Annotated in this window: 18 protein-coding genes and 1 tRNA gene; 15 read left to right on the top strand and 4 right to left on the bottom strand. The window is 59.7% G+C overall.

Annotated elements, in window-relative coordinates:
* Positions 1-15 precede the first annotated feature (15 nt).
* On the bottom strand, positions 16-444 hold the full coding sequence (locus FHT84_RS07475; RefSeq protein ID WP_112341726.1) for a VOC family protein: 429 nt from the start codon (positions 442-444) through the stop codon (positions 16-18).
* Between the two features lie 105 nt (positions 445-549).
* Between FHT84_RS07475 and FHT84_RS07470 the strand changes: the two genes are divergently transcribed.
* The 12 genes from FHT84_RS07470 to FHT84_RS07415 all read left to right on the top strand — a co-directional run bounded on the left by FHT84_RS07470 (position 550) and on the right by FHT84_RS07415 (position 11,700).
* Positions 550-1,407 (top strand): LysR family transcriptional regulator, encoded by an 858-nt coding sequence (locus FHT84_RS07470; protein ID WP_112341458.1) that lies wholly within the window; start codon positions 550-552, stop codon positions 1,405-1,407.
* A 170-nt stretch (positions 1,408-1,577) separates the two neighbouring features.
* Positions 1,578-2,234 carry a response regulator transcription factor gene (locus FHT84_RS07465; protein WP_112341725.1) on the top strand — a complete coding sequence of 219 codons (657 nt, stop codon included), beginning with the start codon at positions 1,578-1,580 and terminating at the stop codon, positions 2,232-2,234.
* The gene (locus tag FHT84_RS07460) at positions 2,231-3,607 is read left to right on the top strand and encodes a HAMP domain-containing sensor histidine kinase (RefSeq protein WP_112341457.1); all 1,377 of its coding nucleotides are present in this window, start codon (positions 2,231-2,233) and stop codon (positions 3,605-3,607) included. The genes FHT84_RS07465 and FHT84_RS07460 overlap by 4 nt, the downstream gene beginning before the upstream one ends.
* Before the next feature lie 103 nt (positions 3,608-3,710).
* On the top strand, positions 3,711-4,394 hold the full coding sequence (locus FHT84_RS07455) for an MtnX-like HAD-IB family phosphatase (RefSeq protein WP_183761529.1): 684 nt from the start codon (positions 3,711-3,713) through the stop codon (positions 4,392-4,394).
* Between the two features lie 20 nt (positions 4,395-4,414).
* Positions 4,415-5,833, top strand: coding sequence for an aminotransferase class III-fold pyridoxal phosphate-dependent enzyme (locus tag FHT84_RS07450; RefSeq protein ID WP_183761526.1), 1,419 nt, complete (start codon positions 4,415-4,417; stop codon positions 5,831-5,833).
* A 4-nt stretch (positions 5,834-5,837) separates the two neighbouring features.
* Positions 5,838-6,791, top strand: coding sequence for an arginase family protein (locus tag FHT84_RS07445; protein ID WP_112341454.1), 954 nt, complete (start codon positions 5,838-5,840; stop codon positions 6,789-6,791).
* Positions 6,788-7,141: an EamA family transporter gene (locus tag FHT84_RS07440; RefSeq protein ID WP_112341453.1), complete on the top strand. Its 354-nt coding sequence runs from the start codon at positions 6,788-6,790 to the stop codon at positions 7,139-7,141. Before FHT84_RS07445 ends, FHT84_RS07440 begins: the two co-directional genes overlap by 4 nt.
* A complete protein-coding gene (locus tag FHT84_RS07435; protein WP_183761523.1) occupies positions 7,138-8,010 on the top strand; it encodes a fatty acid desaturase in 873 nt (290 codons plus the stop codon). The genes FHT84_RS07440 and FHT84_RS07435 overlap by 4 nt, the downstream gene beginning before the upstream one ends.
* A complete protein-coding gene (locus FHT84_RS07430) occupies positions 8,000-8,812 on the top strand; it encodes an alpha/beta fold hydrolase (RefSeq protein ID WP_112341451.1) in 813 nt (270 codons plus the stop codon). Before FHT84_RS07435 ends, FHT84_RS07430 begins: the two co-directional genes overlap by 11 nt.
* Positions 8,793-9,941, top strand: coding sequence for a GNAT family N-acetyltransferase (locus FHT84_RS07425; protein WP_112341450.1), 1,149 nt, complete (start codon positions 8,793-8,795; stop codon positions 9,939-9,941). The genes FHT84_RS07430 and FHT84_RS07425 overlap by 20 nt, the downstream gene beginning before the upstream one ends.
* Positions 9,941-10,366, top strand: a complete 426-nt coding sequence (locus FHT84_RS07420) for an EamA family transporter (RefSeq protein WP_181592304.1) — start codon at positions 9,941-9,943, stop codon at positions 10,364-10,366. Before FHT84_RS07425 ends, FHT84_RS07420 begins: the two co-directional genes overlap by 1 nt.
* Positions 10,366-11,700 (top strand): cyclopropane-fatty-acyl-phospholipid synthase family protein, encoded by a 1,335-nt coding sequence (locus FHT84_RS07415; RefSeq protein ID WP_112341448.1) that lies wholly within the window; start codon positions 10,366-10,368, stop codon positions 11,698-11,700. Before FHT84_RS07420 ends, FHT84_RS07415 begins: the two co-directional genes overlap by 1 nt.
* Here FHT84_RS07415 and FHT84_RS07410 read toward each other — a convergent pair.
* Positions 11,641-12,450 carry a MipA/OmpV family protein gene (locus FHT84_RS07410; RefSeq protein ID WP_169645183.1) on the bottom strand — a complete coding sequence of 270 codons (810 nt, stop codon included), beginning with the start codon at positions 12,448-12,450 and terminating at the stop codon, positions 11,641-11,643. The two genes, FHT84_RS07415 and FHT84_RS07410, sit on opposite strands and share 60 nt — an antisense overlap.
* Positions 12,451-12,848: 398 nt before the next feature.
* Between FHT84_RS07410 and FHT84_RS07405 the strand changes: the two genes are divergently transcribed.
* The gene (locus tag FHT84_RS07405) at positions 12,849-13,592 is read left to right on the top strand and encodes a phosphatase PAP2 family protein (protein ID WP_112341446.1); all 744 of its coding nucleotides are present in this window, start codon (positions 12,849-12,851) and stop codon (positions 13,590-13,592) included.
* A gap of 45 nt (positions 13,593-13,637) precedes the next feature.
* Here the strand turns inward: FHT84_RS07405 and FHT84_RS07400 are convergent, their stop codons facing one another.
* Both FHT84_RS07400 and FHT84_RS07395 read right to left on the bottom strand, forming a co-directional pair.
* Positions 13,638-14,279: a DUF1007 family protein gene (locus FHT84_RS07400; RefSeq protein WP_112341445.1), complete on the bottom strand. Its 642-nt coding sequence runs from the start codon at positions 14,277-14,279 to the stop codon at positions 13,638-13,640.
* Positions 14,280-14,477: 198 nt separating this feature from the next.
* Positions 14,478-14,552 (bottom strand) — tRNA-Gly (locus FHT84_RS07395).
* 244 nt (positions 14,553-14,796) lie between these two features.
* Here FHT84_RS07395 and FHT84_RS07390 point away from each other — a divergent pair.
* Both FHT84_RS07390 and trxA read left to right on the top strand, forming a co-directional pair.
* Positions 14,797-15,306, top strand: a complete 510-nt coding sequence (locus FHT84_RS07390) for a prolyl-tRNA synthetase associated domain-containing protein (RefSeq protein WP_112341724.1) — start codon at positions 14,797-14,799, stop codon at positions 15,304-15,306.
* Between the two features lie 158 nt (positions 15,307-15,464).
* Positions 15,465-16,439 (top strand): thioredoxin, encoded by a 975-nt coding sequence (trxA, locus tag FHT84_RS07385; RefSeq protein WP_112341444.1) that lies wholly within the window; start codon positions 15,465-15,467, stop codon positions 16,437-16,439.
* The last annotated feature ends 221 nt before the right edge of the window (positions 16,440-16,660 follow it).

Genomic DNA, 16,660 nt, shown 5'->3' with positions numbered 1-16,660 from the left:
GCGAGCGCTGTGCGTCTATTTGGCAAACAAGTTGTTGATGTCGGCAAAGGCCTTCATCTCGATGGCGTTGCCGCTGGGGTCCTTGAAGAACATGGTCGCCTGTTCCCCTGGCTCGCCGCGGAAGCGGATATATGGCTTGATGACGAAATCGATGTTGGCCTTCGTCAGCTTCTCGGCCGCTGCCTCCCATTCCTCCATCGACAGAACCACGCCGAAATGGCGGACGGGGACGCCGTGGCCATCGACGGCATTGGCGGCCACTTCCCCGGTTTCGTCCGGCGCCAGATGGGCGACGATCTGATGGCCGTAGAAATTGAAATCGATCCAGTCGGGTGAGCTTCGACCCTCGGGGCAGCCGAGAAGGCCGCCATAGAAAGTACGCGCCGCGGCAAGATCGTTGACGGGGAATGCGAGATGAAACGGATGGAGGGGTGCTGCGCTCATGATCGTCTCCTGACGTGCGAACTCGATGCAGTCATGGATAAGGTACATTTTTTTCTATGAAAAACTGTATATCATGATGCTGAGACATAGGAAAAATTATGAATCATGATTCCTGAACTTAAAACCTTGGTCGCAGTCGCCCGCTTTGGGACATTTGCCGCCGCGGGAGAGCGGATCGGGCTTACCCAGGCTGCGGTCAGCGGCCAGATGAAACGGCTGGAGGAAAGGCTCGGGACAGCGCTGTTCGAGCGGACGGGCCGTTCCGCAGTGTTGAACGCCGCCGGCTTGAGAACGCTCGAGCGCGCCAAGACCATCATCGCGATGTTCGACCATATCGCCGATCCCGCCGATGACGCATCGGGCGGCCAGCTCCGCATCGGCGCCATCGCCTCGGTTCAGTCGGCGATACTGGCGCGTGCGCTCGCGCCGTTTCGGCAGCGGTTTGGGAACACCCGCGTTCGTATCGTTCCCGGCGTCTCTCTTCATCTGCTCGATTTGATCGATGCAGGCGAGCTCGATCTCGCGGTACTCATCGAGCCTCCTTTCGGCCTGCCGAAGAACCTCGTATGGCAGCCGCTGCTGCGTGAGCCTTATGCGCTGGCCGTTCCCGAATGGCTGGAGGGCGACGATTGGCGGATATTGCTGCGCGAACAGCCGTTCATCCGTTATGACCGTGGCTCCTTCGGAGGACGGCAGGTCGATCGGTTTCTGCGGGCACATTCGATCGAGCCCAACGAGGCAATCGAGATCGACGACGTAGCGGGGATGTCGGCCCTCGTCGCATGCGGGTTGGGCGTGGCGCTGCTGCCGATCGTCGATGGCAGCCCGCCTACCGCTGCGCCGGTGCGTATGGTGTCGCTCGCCGAGGAAACCTTCTATCGCGAGATCGGGATATTGCAGTCGCCCGATCGAAATCCTGCCAAAAAGCACCTTGCCGAATGCCTGATCGATGCACGGCTTTGACGCTGCCGGCCGGTTGGTCTCGTCCCTCCGGCTTGCCGGCGCGTTGACCGACGGGCCGGTGGGCTTTTCTCACAGCTCTTGCCAGGTGGAAATGATCCGTCATAGCTTTGCCACATGGCCGCTTCATTGCGGCTCACATCGGCTATAAATTCGGCTAAGTGAGGTTGGTCGTGCGGGTTCTGCTTGTTGAAGACGACAATATCCTCGGATCATCGCTCAAGAAGGCCTTGGAAAAGCATGCCTACGGCGTCGACTGGATGCGCGACGGCGAATCCGGTCTGGAGGCGGCGGAGAATTCGCATTTCGCGGCGATCGTCCTCGATATCAATCTGCCGCAACTGAGCGGCATGGAAGTTTTGCGGCGCATCCGGCAGCGGGGAAATTCCGTGCCCGTGCTTTTGCTGACGGCGATGGATTCCGTACGCCAGAAGGTCGAAGGTCTCGATGAAGGCGCCGATGATTATCTGGTGAAGCCCTTCGATCTCGATGAGCTGCTGGCGCGGCTGCGCGCGCTCATCCGTCGGCGGGACGGACGCACCGAGAGCGTCATTCGCTGCGGCGAGGTCGAGGTCGATCCGTCCGCCATGGTCGCCCGCAAGGGCAGTGTTCAGGTGCATACCACGGCGAAGGAATTCCATCTGCTGAAGCTGCTGATGGAGCGCAGCGGCCGCTACGTGACGAAGAATGACATCGAATATGCGCTTTACGATGCCGAAAATACTGTCGAGAGCAACACAATCGAAGTGACAATCTACAATCTGCGTAAGAAACTCGGCACCGATTTCATCAAGTCGATCCGCGGCGTCGGCTACATGATCGAGCGATGAACAATTCCACGCTGACCCGCAAACTGTTCCTGCGCATCGCGCCTGTCGTCGTGGTGACGATCGTCGTGATCGCCGCCTTCGCCTTCAACAGCGCGACGCGGGAAATCAACAATATCTACGATGCCCAGCTGATCGATGATGCCAATGTGATCTGGAGCCTGCTGCGCCGGCCGCTGGAGAAGAATCCGGACCATAGTGCCAAGCAGATCGACGATATCGACTTCAACATGGACAATCAGCTGGCTTTCAACGAAGACGCCGACGATTATGCCGATGCACATATGTTCCGCGCCTGGGTCGACGGCAAGATCCGCTTCTACAGCAGCACGGCCTTCCTGTCCGATGTTCCGCAGCAGAAGGTGGGATTTACGACCCTGACCTATGGCGGCGACGAATGGCGCGTCTATTCGCTGCCGATCCCGAACACCACCATCGTTATCGAGCTTGGCGAGAAGATCGCGCTTCGCGAAACGCTCGTCTCCAACATCCTGCTAAATCTCTTCTTTCCGCTGCTGATGCTGGTGCCTGTCATCGGCTTTCTCATCTGGCTCGGCATCAATAGCGGCCTGCGCACGATTCACGGCCTGGTGCGGCAGATCCGCACGCGGTCGCCGGACGATCTCTCGGCCATTCCCGTGGAAGGCCTGCCGCGCGATCTGCTGCCGCTCGGCCGCTCGATCAACCAGCTATTGGAAAAACTCGGCCAGTCGCTGACACTGGAGCGCCGTTTTTCCGATCTTGCCGCACATCAGCTGCGCACCCCGCAGGCAAGCGTGAAGCTTCTGCTGCGCATGCTCGAAAACAGCGATAGCGACCATGAACGGCAGGCGATCATTTCGGATCTCGTCGCCAGCAACAACCGCACCATCCACCTGATCGAGCAGTTGCTGCGGCTTGCCAGGGTCAGCCATCATCCCCTTAATCTGACCTCCGTGACGCTTTATCATTGGGTCGCGTCGCTGATCGCCGAATTCGGCAATATCATCACCGATCGCGACCTCGACGTGGTGTTGGAAGGCGACGAAAAGATCCAGATCAGGACAGATGAATCGCTGATGCGCATGATGGTGACGAATCTGCTTGATAATGCCATCAAGTATACGCCGGTCGGCGGTGAGATCAGAGTTTCGATTTCGTCGGAGGAAAGCTTCGGCCGCATCTCGATCAGCGACAGCGGACCTGGCATTCCACCCCATGAGAGGGAGGCGGTGTTCCAGCGCTTCTATCGCCTCAACACGCTTCATACGGAAGGGGCAGGACTCGGCCTTGCGATTGTCGCGGATACCGCCGACCGCCTTGCGGCCGCCGTGGAGCTTTCCACGCCGCGTTGGGGAAATGGCCTTCAGGTCGATCTAAGATTGCCCTTGAGCTAAAAGCCAACACAACCCCGGTTTTCATTTTCGCATCATTTTCCCCTCATGCACGGCTCATCTGAGGTTGTTAGACGCAACTCACGATAAGGCGAAAGGGTATTTCATGCGGGTGTTTTGCGATTTTGATGGAACCATATCCATCGAAGACGCGACGGATATGGTGCTGTCCCGTTTCGCCGGCCCCGAGTGGGAAGATATCGAGCGGCTATGGAAGCAGGGGCTGATCGGCTCCGGCGAATGCATGCGCCGGCAGATCGCTCTCATCCAGGCAAGCCGGGGCGAGCTTGACCGGTTTCTCGATACACTGGCGATCGATCCGGGCTTCGAAGCCTTCCTGTCCTTCTGCCGCCGTGGCGATCTGCCCGTCACCATCGTCAGCGATGGTGTCGACTATTTCATCCGCCGCATTCTGGCACGCCACGGCATGGACGGCCTGCCGATCATCGCCAATGTGCTCACCTGCAGCGTCTCCCAGGGCCGCGAATCCTATTCGCTGTTTCCACCATTTACGGCAATCGGCTGCGTATCGGGTGCCGGTGTCTGCAAATGCCGCGTCGTCGATAGCCACGGCCTGCAGGTCTACATCGGCGACGGGCGCAGCGACTTCTGTGTTTCCGACAAGGTCGACCTCGTTTTCGCCAAGGCCAAGCTTGTCGATTACTGCGAGGAAAACGGCATCCCCTATGTCGGTTTCAACGATTTTTTCGACCTGCTTCCAAAGATGGAAGCCGTTCTCCCGAGCGTCGAGCGACGCTCCCGTACACTGCCGCAAGTCAAGACGGCGTGAACCAGACCAAGAGGCATTGAATGAAAACGAATCTAGCCGAAGCCTTCAACGGCGAGACCGAGTCCGTCCGCTCGGAAGAGGAACTGCGCGCCCTCGAAGAGCTCTATTGCTCCCATGGCGATACGGTTCACTATACGGACAAGCCCAAATTCTTCGAGGAATGCGAAGGCTCCTTCGTCTACGACCGGACCGGCACGCCGTTCCTCGATCTGCAGATGTGGTACTCCGCTGTCAATTTCGGCTATCGCAACGAGCGCCTGAACGAGGCGGCTCATCGCCAGCTCGACCGTCTCCCGCAGGTCGCCTCGCAGTATCTACACCGTGAAAAGGTGGAGCTTGCCGCGATGATCGCCCAGGACGCCGAGCGCAAGTTCGGCCGCAAGGGCCGCGTTCACTTCAACGTCGGCGGTTCTCAGGCTGTCGAGGATTCCCTGAAGCTCGTGCGCAATTACACAGGTGGCAAGAGCCTGATGTTCGCCTTCGAGGGCGGCTATCACGGCCGCACGCTCGGCGCCTCGGCGATCACATCGAGCTATCGCTACCGCCGCCGCTATGGCCATTTCGGCGACCGCGCTCAGTTCGTCGAATTTCCCTACTATTTCCGCGGCCCGAAGGGGATGTCGAAGGAAGAATACGGGCACTATTGCGTCCAGAAGTTCGCCCGCCTGTTCGAAAGCGAATACAACGGCGTCTGGGATCCGAAGGCCGGCAAGTCCGAATATGCCGCTTTCTATATCGAGCCGATCCAGGGCACCGGTGGCTACGTCATTCCGCCGATGAACTTCTTTGTCGAACTGAAGAAGGTGCTAGACGATCACGGTATCCTTCTCATCGTCGATGAAATCCAGATGGGCGTCTACCGCACCGGCAAGCTCTGGTCGATCGAGCATTTCGGCGTTTCGCCGGATGCGCTGATCTTCGGCAAGGCGATCACCAATGGCCTCAATCCGCTTTCCGGCGTCTGGGCCCGCGAAGAGATGATCAATCCGGAGATCTTCCCGCCCGGCTCCACGCATTCGACCTTCGCCAGCAACCCGATGGGAACCGCCGTTGCGCTCGAAACGATGAAGATGCTGGAAGAGCAGGATTTTGGCGCTGCGATCATGGAAAAGGGCGCGCATTTCCTCGACGGGCTGAAGCAGCTGCAGAAGCGCCATGCCATTGTCGGCGAAGTCGATGGTCTCGGCCTGGCGCTGCGCATGGAAATCTGCAAGGACGACAGCTATACGCCCGACAAGGCGACGATGGACTGGATGTGCGACGAAGGCATGAAGGGCGATATGCAGGTCGGCTCCAAGAGCTACGGCCTCGTACTCGACGTCGGCGGCTATCACAAGAACGTCATCACCTTCGCGCCCAACCTGCTCATCACCCGCGAGGAGATCGATCTGGCGCTTGCGCTTCTCGACCAGCTCCTGACGCGCGCTGCCCGGAGATAAGACGGTGCAGCTCCTGCTTCTCCATCTCGACGATGCATTGGAGTTGCAGCCAGACTTCGTGCGTGCCTGCAAATTCGCGGGCGCGCACCAGTATTTCGGCAAGGATGCGGGGCAGCTCGTTCGGCTGTGGGGCAAGCAGGGCGCCCTTGACGACCTCAGCCGAGAGATCGTCAGGAACGGGCCGGCGATGAGCAAGGATCCGCAGCTATGCTTCATGGGGTCCGGTGATTTCCATCACATCACGGCACTGCTGCTCGAAGGTGCGCTGGAGCGTCACCCCGGCCCGGCGACGCTGATCCATTTCGACAACCATCCGGATTGGGTGAAATTCGATGGCGGCATGCATTGCGGCTCCTGGGTCAACAGGGCGCTTGCCAATCGCAATATCCAGAAGGTCATCACGATCGGCGTCTGCAGCAGCGATCTTCGCAGCCCGGAGCGCAAGGGAGCGAACCTGCACTGGCTCGGTGAAGGCAAGCTGGAACTCTACCCTTACGAACATCCACCGAGCCGTGTGCTGGCCGATTACGGCAACGGCGCCAGCTACCAGCAGGAAAAGGGCGCGCTGCATTGGAAATCGATCGCCGAGATCGGCGAGGAGAACTTCATCGACCGCATGCTCAGCCGCATTCGCACCGAGGCCGTCTACGTCACCATCGACAAGGATGTGCTGGCGGCCGACGACGCCGTGACCAATTGGGATCAGGGCCGCATGCGGTTACCCTATCTCCTCTCCCTGATCAGCGAAATCGGCAGCCGTCACCGCATCATCGGCGCCGATGTCATCGGGGATTATTCGACCCCGAGCTATGCTGGCAGCCTGCGGACCCAGTTCATGAAGCGCGCCGAGATCTTGATCGATCAGCCGCGCATGCGTCAGGGCGCGGAAACGACGAGGAACATCAACAGCGCCGCCAACCATGCGCTGCTGGAAGTGCTGGCGGAGTATATGCAATGACCGGCAGCCTGACGTTTCCCATGCTTGGGCTCATCCTGTTTTGCGTGCTCGCGGAGACCGCCCGTGAGGTCTGCTTCAAGCAATCGGCCAGCGAGAGCGCTCTGCTTTCGGCGCTGGCCAAGCCGATCGCCTGGCTCGGCATTCTGTTCTGGGCCGTGGAGCTTTTCGCCTGGACGGCCGTTCTGGAGCGCGTCCCCTTGACCATCGCCTTCCCGTTGATGGCGCTGAGCTATGTCGTCATCGTGCTCGCCGGCGCTGTCATCTTCAAGGAAAACATCAACCTGCGCCATGCGACCGGCGTGTTTCTCGTGACCGCCGGCGTGGCTTGTGTGGGAGTTACCGGACTATGAAAATCTTTGCGCACACCCGATGGGATCTCGCGCCGGTTCTGGCGGCCGTCGCTCATCTCGCCTTCGATGTCTATCTGATCATCGGCTTCGAAAGCCGGCCGCTTTGGCTCTCGGCCGTTCTCGGCTGCCTTTATGCCGTTTCGATCTCCTGGAACATCAACAGCATATCGCACAATTTCATCCATACGCCCTATTTCAAACCGCGCTGGATGAACTACGGTTTCAGCCTGCTGGAGTCGGTCGCGATCGGCTTTTCGCAGACCTATTATCATTGGGTGCATATGCGCCATCACTCCGGCAACAGCGACCGTCCCAACGAAAAGGGCGAGACCGTCGATCTCCTGTCGATCTATCGCTATGGGCGTGACGGCGAACCGGAAAACGTCTGGTCCTACACGTTCCTCAGCTTCTTCCGCGATAGCCTCGGCGACATTCACAAGGCCATTGCCCGCAACCGTCCGTTCGATGCGGCCTGGGGCCGATTCGAGCTCTATTTCTTCCTGGGGCTTGCGGCGCTTGCGCTGCTTTACGACTGGAAGGCGGTGCTGTTCTTCGTGCCGTTCTACTATATCGGCAACTGCCTGTCGTCGCTGAACGGCTATTACGAGCATCTGAACGGCGATCCCGACGAGCCGATCGCCTGGGGCGTTTCGAGCCATAAATCCTTCTACAACTGGCTTTGGTTCGGCAACGGCTATCATGCGGAGCACCATTATCGCCCGCGTACGCATTGGACAAAGCTGCAGGCGCTGCACGAACAGATCAAGGACGAGCAGGAGAAGAACGGCACGCATGTGATCAGCACCTGCCATGCGCTTGGCTTCATGGCCAAGGAAAACCGGCCGTCGGAGCTCACTCATGAAACATGACGAATTGAGCTTCTTCATGGAGGGCTCAAACGGTAAAGGCGTTCTTCTGATTCACGGCCTGACGGGCGCGCCGGCCGAGATGAAGCTGGTTGCCCGTCACCTCAACCGCAGGGGCTACAGCATCTATGCGCCGTTGCTCGCCGGCCATGGCGCGGATGCGAAAACGCTGCGCGGGACACGCTGGGAAGACTGGCTGGACTCCGTCGTCAGCGCATCGGAGTTTCTCGGGGCGAGAACGCAGGAGGTCTTTGCCGCCGGTATCTGCGTCGGCGGCAAGCTGGCGATGCTCGCTGCCGAACGGAAGCAGGCGATCAGTGCCGTAGCGATCTACTCTCCCTGCTTCAGTTATGACGGGTGGGATGTTCCCTTCTACTATCCGCTGCTGGCCTCCCAGATCGGCTGGCTGTCGCGCATTCCCTTCCTCGACCGACTGAGCTTCAGCGAAACGACCTCGCTCGGGATCAAGGACGAGCGCATGCGCCGGCTGATCGAAGGCATGGCGAGCGAAGGCGTGTTGGAAAAATTCCCCGGCAAGGGCCTGGTCGAGATGCATCGGCTGGGTCAGACCCTTCGCGGCATGCTGCCGAAGATGCAGACGCCGACGCTGATCCTGCATGCCGAGGAGGACGATCTCGCCAGTCCGAAACATGCCCGTTACATTTCGGAGCATATCGGCGCTCCGCACGAGTTGAAGTGGATCACGGACAGCTATCACATGATCCATGTCGACCGGCAGCATCGCCAGGTGGCCGATTACACCGCAGATTTCTTCGAGGCGCGCCATGTCGCAGCCGCTGCTTAAAGTGATGCCGCAGCCGGCCGGCAAGCCGGTGGCCGAGGTTCATTTCAGCATCCGCGCCATCGGCCGGGATGCATGGAATGCCTGCTTCCAAGGCCAGGTCGAGGATTATGATTGCCTGCTCGCCATCGAAGAGGCTGGCCTCGAAGGCTTCGAATGGCGCTATATCACCATCGCCGAAGACGGACGGGTCAGTGCCGCTATGCCGGCCTTTCTCTGCCTCTATGCGCTCGATACGACGCTGGAGGAGGGACTTCTGCGCAGATCCGTGCGCAAGGTCCAGCGCTATTTTCCGAAGTTCCTGAAGCTGCGCCTTGCCTGCCTCGGGTCGCCGTGCACCGAAACCGGCTCGATCGGCTTTCATCCCGATGTCGAAGGCGAGCGCCGCAGCGCCTTGCTGGCGGAGTTGCTGTCCTTTTTCGAGCAGGTCGCCGCGACGGAGCATTGCGGGCTGATCGGCCTCAAGGATATTCCCGAACCGACCTCTGCCGAATTCGACGCGCTGTTCGCCGCCCGCGGCTATGCCTCGATCGGCAGCCTTCCGACGGCCTGGCTCGATATCGATTTCAAGACGATCGACGAATACCTCGCCAGGCTCTCCTCCGGCACCCGCAAGGATATGCGCCGCAAGATGAAATCCTTCGAGCAGGTGCGGGTGGAGATCCGCACGGATTTCGGCGAGTTCCTGCCTGAGGTTATGGCGCTTTATCACGACACCCGCAATCGCAGCGAATGGCAGTTCGAAGAGCTGACGCAGGACTATTTCCAGGGCATTCTCCGCGGCATGAGCGGTCGTTCCTTCTGCGCCTTTTACTTCGTCGAAGACAGACTGCTGGCCGCCAATCTGATCGTGCATGATGAGCAGGTGGCAATCGACAAGTTCTTCTGCATGGATGGAGAAAAAGGCCGGCCTTACAATCTCTATTTCCTGAGTTGGTTCACCAATCTGCGATATTGCCTGGACAACGGCCTCAGCCGCTACCAGAGCGGCCAGGCCTATTATGAGAACAAGGTGCGTCTCGGCAGCAAGCTGACCGCCAATGCGATGTATTTCCGCCATCGCAATCCCTTCCTCCAGGGATTGCTGCGGCTGGTGTCACCGATGTTCTCGACAGACGAGGCGGATGCGTGATGCCGATGCGCTTTTCCTGGCTTGCTGTGCCGGTGCTCAACACCCTGTTTCAATTCTTCATCAAGCATGGGGCGGAGCAACTTAGCGACGGCAGCATCGAGGGCTGGCTCTGGCAGGCGCTCTCGTCCTATTGGATTCTGGCGGCTATCGCCGTCGAGATCGCCTGCTTTTTCATCTGGATGAACGTGCTTGCGGAGCTCGACCTCAGCCGTGCCTTTCCACTTTCCGGCGTCAGCTATGTGCTGATCATCGCGACGGGATGGTTCGTCTTTGGCGAGCGGATCGTCGCCCTGCAGGTGATCGGCAGCGGCTTGATCCTGCTGGGGGTCTGGCTGATTGCGGGTGCCAATGTGGCGCCGGGAGAGCAGGATGACTGGCACGTCAAGCGCGATGGTCTGCGCAGTAGCGTCGGCAAGGATGGATGATGCCCGGTTCTCACGCTGAAAAACGCCCCAGGGGTAATGCTGTTTTCTCCGGCCTGGCGGACTGGTGCGTAAAGCGCGCGCTGTCGTCGATCGTCACGCGGGGCAATCTGACCGTGATGACGGCGAGCGGCCGGGTGCTGGCATTCGGTGACGGCACCGGCGAGCCTGTTCGAGTCCGCTTTGCCGACGACCGCGCGCAATGGGCATTCCTCATCGATGCCGATATGCGGCTCGGTGAGCTCTATATGGACGAGCGCTTCATCGTCGAGCGGGGCACGCTCTACGATTTTGTGGCGATGATGCTGCGCGAGGCGCAGAACAGCACTCACCCGCTGATCGCCCGCATCATCGATCATGCCCGAACGAAGCTGCGGATTTTTCGCCACCGCAATCTGCCGGGACGTTCCAAGGCCAATGTCGCCCATCACTATGATCTCGATGGCCGGCTCTATGAGCTATTTCTCGATCCGGACCGGCAATATTCCTGCGCCTATTTCGAGCATGCCGGCCAATCGCTCGATGATGCGCAGGTTGCCAAGAAGCGGCATCTCGCCGCTAAGCTCCAGATTAAGCCGAACAACAGCATCCTCGACATCGGCTGCGGCTGGGGCGGACTGGCGCTGCATATGGCCGAGCAGGCGCCGGGCGGCTATGTGCTTGGCGTCACCCTTTCCGAGGAACAGCACGACTATGCCTCGAAGCGGGTTGCCGACAAGGCCGGGGGAACGCCGGCGGAGGTTCAGTTCGCGCTAAGGGATTATCGCAGCCTCACCGGTCGCTTCGACAGGATTGTTTCCGTCGGCATGTTCGAGCATGTCGGGCTGGCGTCCTATCGCACCTTCTTCCGCAAATGCGCTGAATTGCTCGAGGATGACGGCATCATGGTGCTGCATACGATCGGCTGTTCGGCGACGCCCGGCTTCACGACGCCGTGGCTCGACAAATATATCTTTCCCGGCGGCTATATTCCGGCACTGTCCGAAATCGTGCCGGAGATCGAAGCGGCGGGGCTCGCCATCACCGATGTCGAGGTGCTCAGGCTGCATTACGCGATGACGCTGGAGCACTGGCGGGCCCGCTTCATGGCGCGCTGGGACGATGCCGTCAGGCTTTACGACGAACGCTTTTGCCGGATGTGGGAATATTATCTTTCGACGGCGGAGGCTGCCTTCCGCTATGAGGATCTCGTCGTCTTCCAGATCCAGATGACCAAGCGAAACGACATCATTCCGCTGACGCGCAACTACATTGCCGAAAGCGAAGCGCGCAGCGCCTTAGAAATTGACGTTGAAGCTTCGGTTCAGCGTGAAGCCGATGATGTTCTGATTGGGTGAGCCGAAGCGCGAGGTGATCGGGCTATCAGCGGCATCGCCGACCAGGCGATTGTATTTCTCATAGACCTGCACGTTCCATTCAGGCGAGATGGTGTAGGTCGCGGCCACCGTGAAGCCGAGCGACTTCACACCGGCGCCGGCATCGAAGGCACCGATATGGCCATGTCTTGCGGCCTCGCTCTCCGAGATGCCGAAATTGGTGCGCATATAGATGTCGTTTGCCATCGACAGGCGCGGTCCGGCCGACAAGAGCCATTTGTCGCCGACAGGCTGAAACCAGTCGAGCGCGAAATCACCGACCAGGCCGTCTCCGCCCCAAAGCGACTGGCGCAGCTCGGTGCGAAACCGCAGCTTGTTTTCCGCCAGCCAATATTGGGCAAAGCCGCCCGCATCGAAATTCCAGCGCACTTTGCGCTGGCTCTGCAGGTGCAGGTCGTTGATATCGAAACGGTCATCGCGCAGGCCCACCACGGGACCGAGTTCGAGGCCACCGAGATCGAGCAGCTGATAATCGAAATTATCATCCGGAGCGCTGTATTCCTGGGCTTCTCCGAGGCGATGAATATCGAAGGAAGGCAGGGCGCTGAAGGAATAGCGCTTCGATCCCTCATAGCTGGGGCCGTATTCCACCGTTGCCCCAAGGGTGACGACCCATGTATCGGATGAGGATTTCGCGGCGTCTTCCGCCCTGGACGATGTGGGAAAAGCGCCGGCTGCGAAGGCGGCCAGAAGCCCGATTCCAGCCAGCATCGATAAGCGGGCGGAGAAAGATGTCCCAACACTTAACACTCTGATAACACCCGATCTCTGATCGCCTTTGCCGTATTACTAGCATAGCTCAAGCTTCCGAAAACAGCAGAAAATTAACGAGTAATTATTGCGCTCAGCTTACGGCCCGAGGGCTCTTGCACCGCTTGTGCAAGCGTGGTGCAGTGCGCCTTCGACCCGCTGCTGCGTGAGCGAGAAATACGCTCTGGAATAGATGAAAAACATGTCATGAACCTGAAGCGCTTGGCGCGCCAAACGCACGACGGTCGCTCTCACCACGGTTGGAAGCGGCGAATTTATCCCTAGATAGGCTTTATCTCATTTTCCGCTTCGATCAGTGAAAGAGGCGATGTGAACGCACGACAGGCAGGTTTCAGCGCATGAAGAATCGGCCGATTGACACGTCGGGTATCCCTGGATGGTTGAACCGCTACGAGCCTTTCCTGCTGTTTATGTTCGCTGCCCTTTCGGGCGGAATTCTCCTGTTCATCTATCTGACGGGCGAGGTTCTCGAAGGAAGCACGAGGGGGTTCGACGAGGCGATATTGCTGGCGCTTCGCCAGCCTGCGAGCCTCTCCGTGCCGCTCGGGCCGGGATGGCTGACCCATGCCGTCAGAGACATCACGAGCCTCGGCGGCACAACCGTGCTCGCGCTGATGACCGCTTTGGTGACGATCTACCTGCTGCTGGACCGCCAGCGGGCGATCGCCATTTTCATCCTCGTTTCGGTGCTTGGCGGATGGGCATTGAGCACGGCCTTGAAGATCGGCGTCGCACGGCCTCGGCCCGATATCGTGCCGCATCTGGTCGAGGTGCAGGATCTGAGTTTTCCGAGCGGCCATGCGATGGTTTCGGCGGTGACCTATCTCACCCTCGCCGCGCTGATCTCAAGCACGCGCACCTATCGCTCGACGCGCGTCTTCACCGTCGCGGGCGGCATCCTGCTGACATTGATGATCGGCGCGAGCCGGGTCTATCTCGGCGTGCATTATCCGACCGACGTTCTCGGTGGCTGGTGCGCCGGCGCGACCTGGGCGCTCGGCTGCTGGATCATCGCCCGGCGCTATATATCGCCCTCGCGAAACGATGAGGGTGTGCGAAACGACGCTCCGCCGCCAGAGTGAAGGACAGTGAAGGACGGCGTCGATTCGGGCGCGCCCAGCACGGAATCAGCAATCGACCTCCAGCCGCGTCGCCACGAGCAGCGAATAATCCGTGCCCTTCGGATCGCTGAAGAACATACTTGTCAGAGCGGCCTGATTCTCCGCCATGACTTCCTTGGGATTAGGCCTGATCACCTTGCGCTTGCAGCGGCCAAAGGCCGGTCCCGATGTGCTCAAATCGTTATCGGTGGCGAAATCGACCGCTGTATAGAGCGTCTTGTCGTAAATCCCGAAGATCGTCGTTCCCTTGAGGAAGGTCTTCTGCTCCGGCTTCAGCGAAAAGGTCAGGGTCAGGGAGCCGTCCTTGTAATTCGCCTCTATCGTATCCGGCTTGGCCATCGGCACCGGTTTGCCGTTGCTGGTGACGTTCGTGTAGTAACCGTATTGCGCCAGGGAATCCCGGACCGTCTTGCCCACGGCCTTCAGCTCGCCCGGCGTCAGCGACTGGTTGTCTCCCTTGCCGTAGTCCATGAGCACGGAGGAGGTGAAGACCTCGTCGAAGCTCCAGACATTGCGCAATTCGCTGATGGAGCCGTCGGGCGCCGAGACGACCTCGAATTTGGCGTCGATGAAGATGTGCGGATGGGCCAATGCGGGAACCGGCAGAAGCGACAGCATCGCAATCGGCAGGGAAATCTTTGTTTTCATGCGAGCAATACCGCGTTCCGTCCGTCTATCCGACGCGCAGACCTGCACGTCAAATGGGACTGATTTGAGACCCTGGGCGCGTGGGCAAGGCATAGATACAAGGGAAGGAAACGGAAATAAGGAAACTTGCCTTTTCGGCAAAATACCAGCCTCGGCATACGCCGTGACTTCATCTCATCGGAGAAAAATTTGGAAAACTGGAGCGGGCGAAGGGATTCGAACCCTCGACCCCAACCTTGGCAAGGTTGTGCTCTACCCCTGAGCTACACCCGCTCATTCCCGTCGCGATCCGGGGTAGTGTGTTGGACCGCTGGGCGTCGTCTTGCGGCGACGGGCGCTATATGGCCTAACCATTTTTCAAATGCAACAGGGAAATGACGAGTTCGCGAAGAAAAATTTCAATACCCTTGCCGCGATTGGCGGAAACCCCGGAAACGCCGGGCTTTGTCGTCTCGAAGATTGCAATGAAATTGTGGGCGACGTATCAGGGGCGAACCATTTTCGATTGCGAGACGTCATGACCGAGACCAGACCGAAAACCCGCGACGATCTTTTCCGATTCCTGGATGGGCTCGGCATTGCCCATACGACCAAGGACCACGCTCCCGTCTTCACCGTTGCCGAATCGGTGTCGCTGCGCGACGAGATTCCCGGCGGCCATACGAAGAACCTGTTCGTGAAGGACAAGAAGGACAATTTCTTCCTGCTGACCGTCGAGGAAAACGCGACCGTCGATCTGAAGACCGTGCACACGCTGATCGGTGCAGCGAGCAAGGTCTCCTTCGGCAAGCCGGAAAAGCTGATGGAATATCTCGGCGTCATTCCCGGTTCGGTCACTGCTTTCGGAGCGATCAACGACGCGGGCAAGAATGTCACCTTCGTCCTCGATGCCGATCTGATGGCGCATGACATCGTCAATTGCCATCCGCTGTCGAACGATGCGACGACATCGATCGGCAGCGGCGACCTCCTGCGCTTCATGGAGGCGACGGGTCATGCGCCGCTAGTCTTGAAAGTCACGAGCTAACGTACGATTTTAGCGCTAAGATATGGCAGGCGGTTTCTCTTCGAGCTGTCCGCGTGCTTTGAACATTTCATTCGGCGTGCTGCCAGACGAATTTCATAGGTTCGTTTGGAAATCATGCTCCTCATAAAATCAAGGATGCCGGCAGGCGGGAGACACTCATGAGCGGTTCGAACAATCCCTACAACGCTTCCTTCGGCGGACAGATGTCGGCCACGGCATCCTACGGCGGCGCGCCGGCTGCGGGCACCGCCTCGCCGATCAAGGATACGACGACTGCCAACTTCGCCAAGGATGTTATCGAAGAGTCGCGCAAGCAGCCGGTGCTGGTCGATTTCTGGGCGCCGTGGTGCGGCCCGTGCAAGCAGCTGACGCCGGTTCTCGAAAAGGTGGTCACGGAAGCCCAGGGCCGCGTCAAGCTGGTCAAAATGAACATCGACGACCATCCGTCGATCGCCGGCCAGCTCGGCATCCAGTCGATCCCGGCCGTCATCGCCTTTGTCGATGGCCGCCCGGCCGATGGCTTCATGGGTGCGGTTCCCGAGAGCCAGGTCCGCCAGTTCATCGATCGTCTCGGCGGTCCTGCCGGCGGTGCGGACGATCAGGCGGCTGAAATTGCCGCCGTTCTCGAAGAGGCAAGTGGTCTGCTGGCCGCCGGTGACGTCAATGGCGCTGCCGAACTCTTCGGTGCGGTGCTGCAGGCCGACCCCGAAAATGCCAAAGCGCTCGCCGGCATGGCGGAATGCATGATCGCCGCCGGCCAGAGCCAGCGCGCCCGCGAGGCGCTTGCCGACCTGCCGGAAACGCTCGCCAACGATGCCGGCATCCTGGCCGTGGTCAAGAAGCTCGACCAGATCGACGAGGCCCGCAAGCTCGGCGATCCCGTTGCGATCGAGCGAGAACTGGCCGCCAATCCCGACAATCATGAGCAGCGCATCAAGCTCGCCAAGATCCGCAATGTCGAAGGCAAGCGGGAAGAGGCGGCCGATCACCTTCTGACCGTCATGCGTAAGGACCGCAGCTACGATGATGATGGCGCACGCCGCCAGCTCCTGGAGTTTTTCGAAGTGTGGGGGCCGAAGGATGCGGCCACGATCGCGGCTCGCCGTAAGCTGTCTTCGATCCTTTTCTCCTGATGGCCGCGACGGTCGCGCGAGGACGGTCGCGCGAAACCTTTCGCGCGGTCGTTTGTTAGACGAAGGCGACCGGGAGACGCAGCCGGTCGCACGGCGGCTAGAATGTCCTTGTGTTTTCGGCAGATGAGCCCACATTGTCTGATAACGCGGCGCGGGATGGCGCGACCGCGAGTGTGTCGTTCCTGTGCGGCCCACTGCGGCCGGCAGCGCAGTGATCTAGC

Origin of the sequence: Rhizobium sp. BK289 (assembly GCF_014193575.1) — a bacterium.
Lineage (GTDB): Bacteria > Pseudomonadota > Alphaproteobacteria > Rhizobiales > Rhizobiaceae > Rhizobium > Rhizobium tropici_C.
Note: the sequence above shows the minus strand (reverse complement) of the source record. Positions and strands in the feature narration are given on the sequence as shown.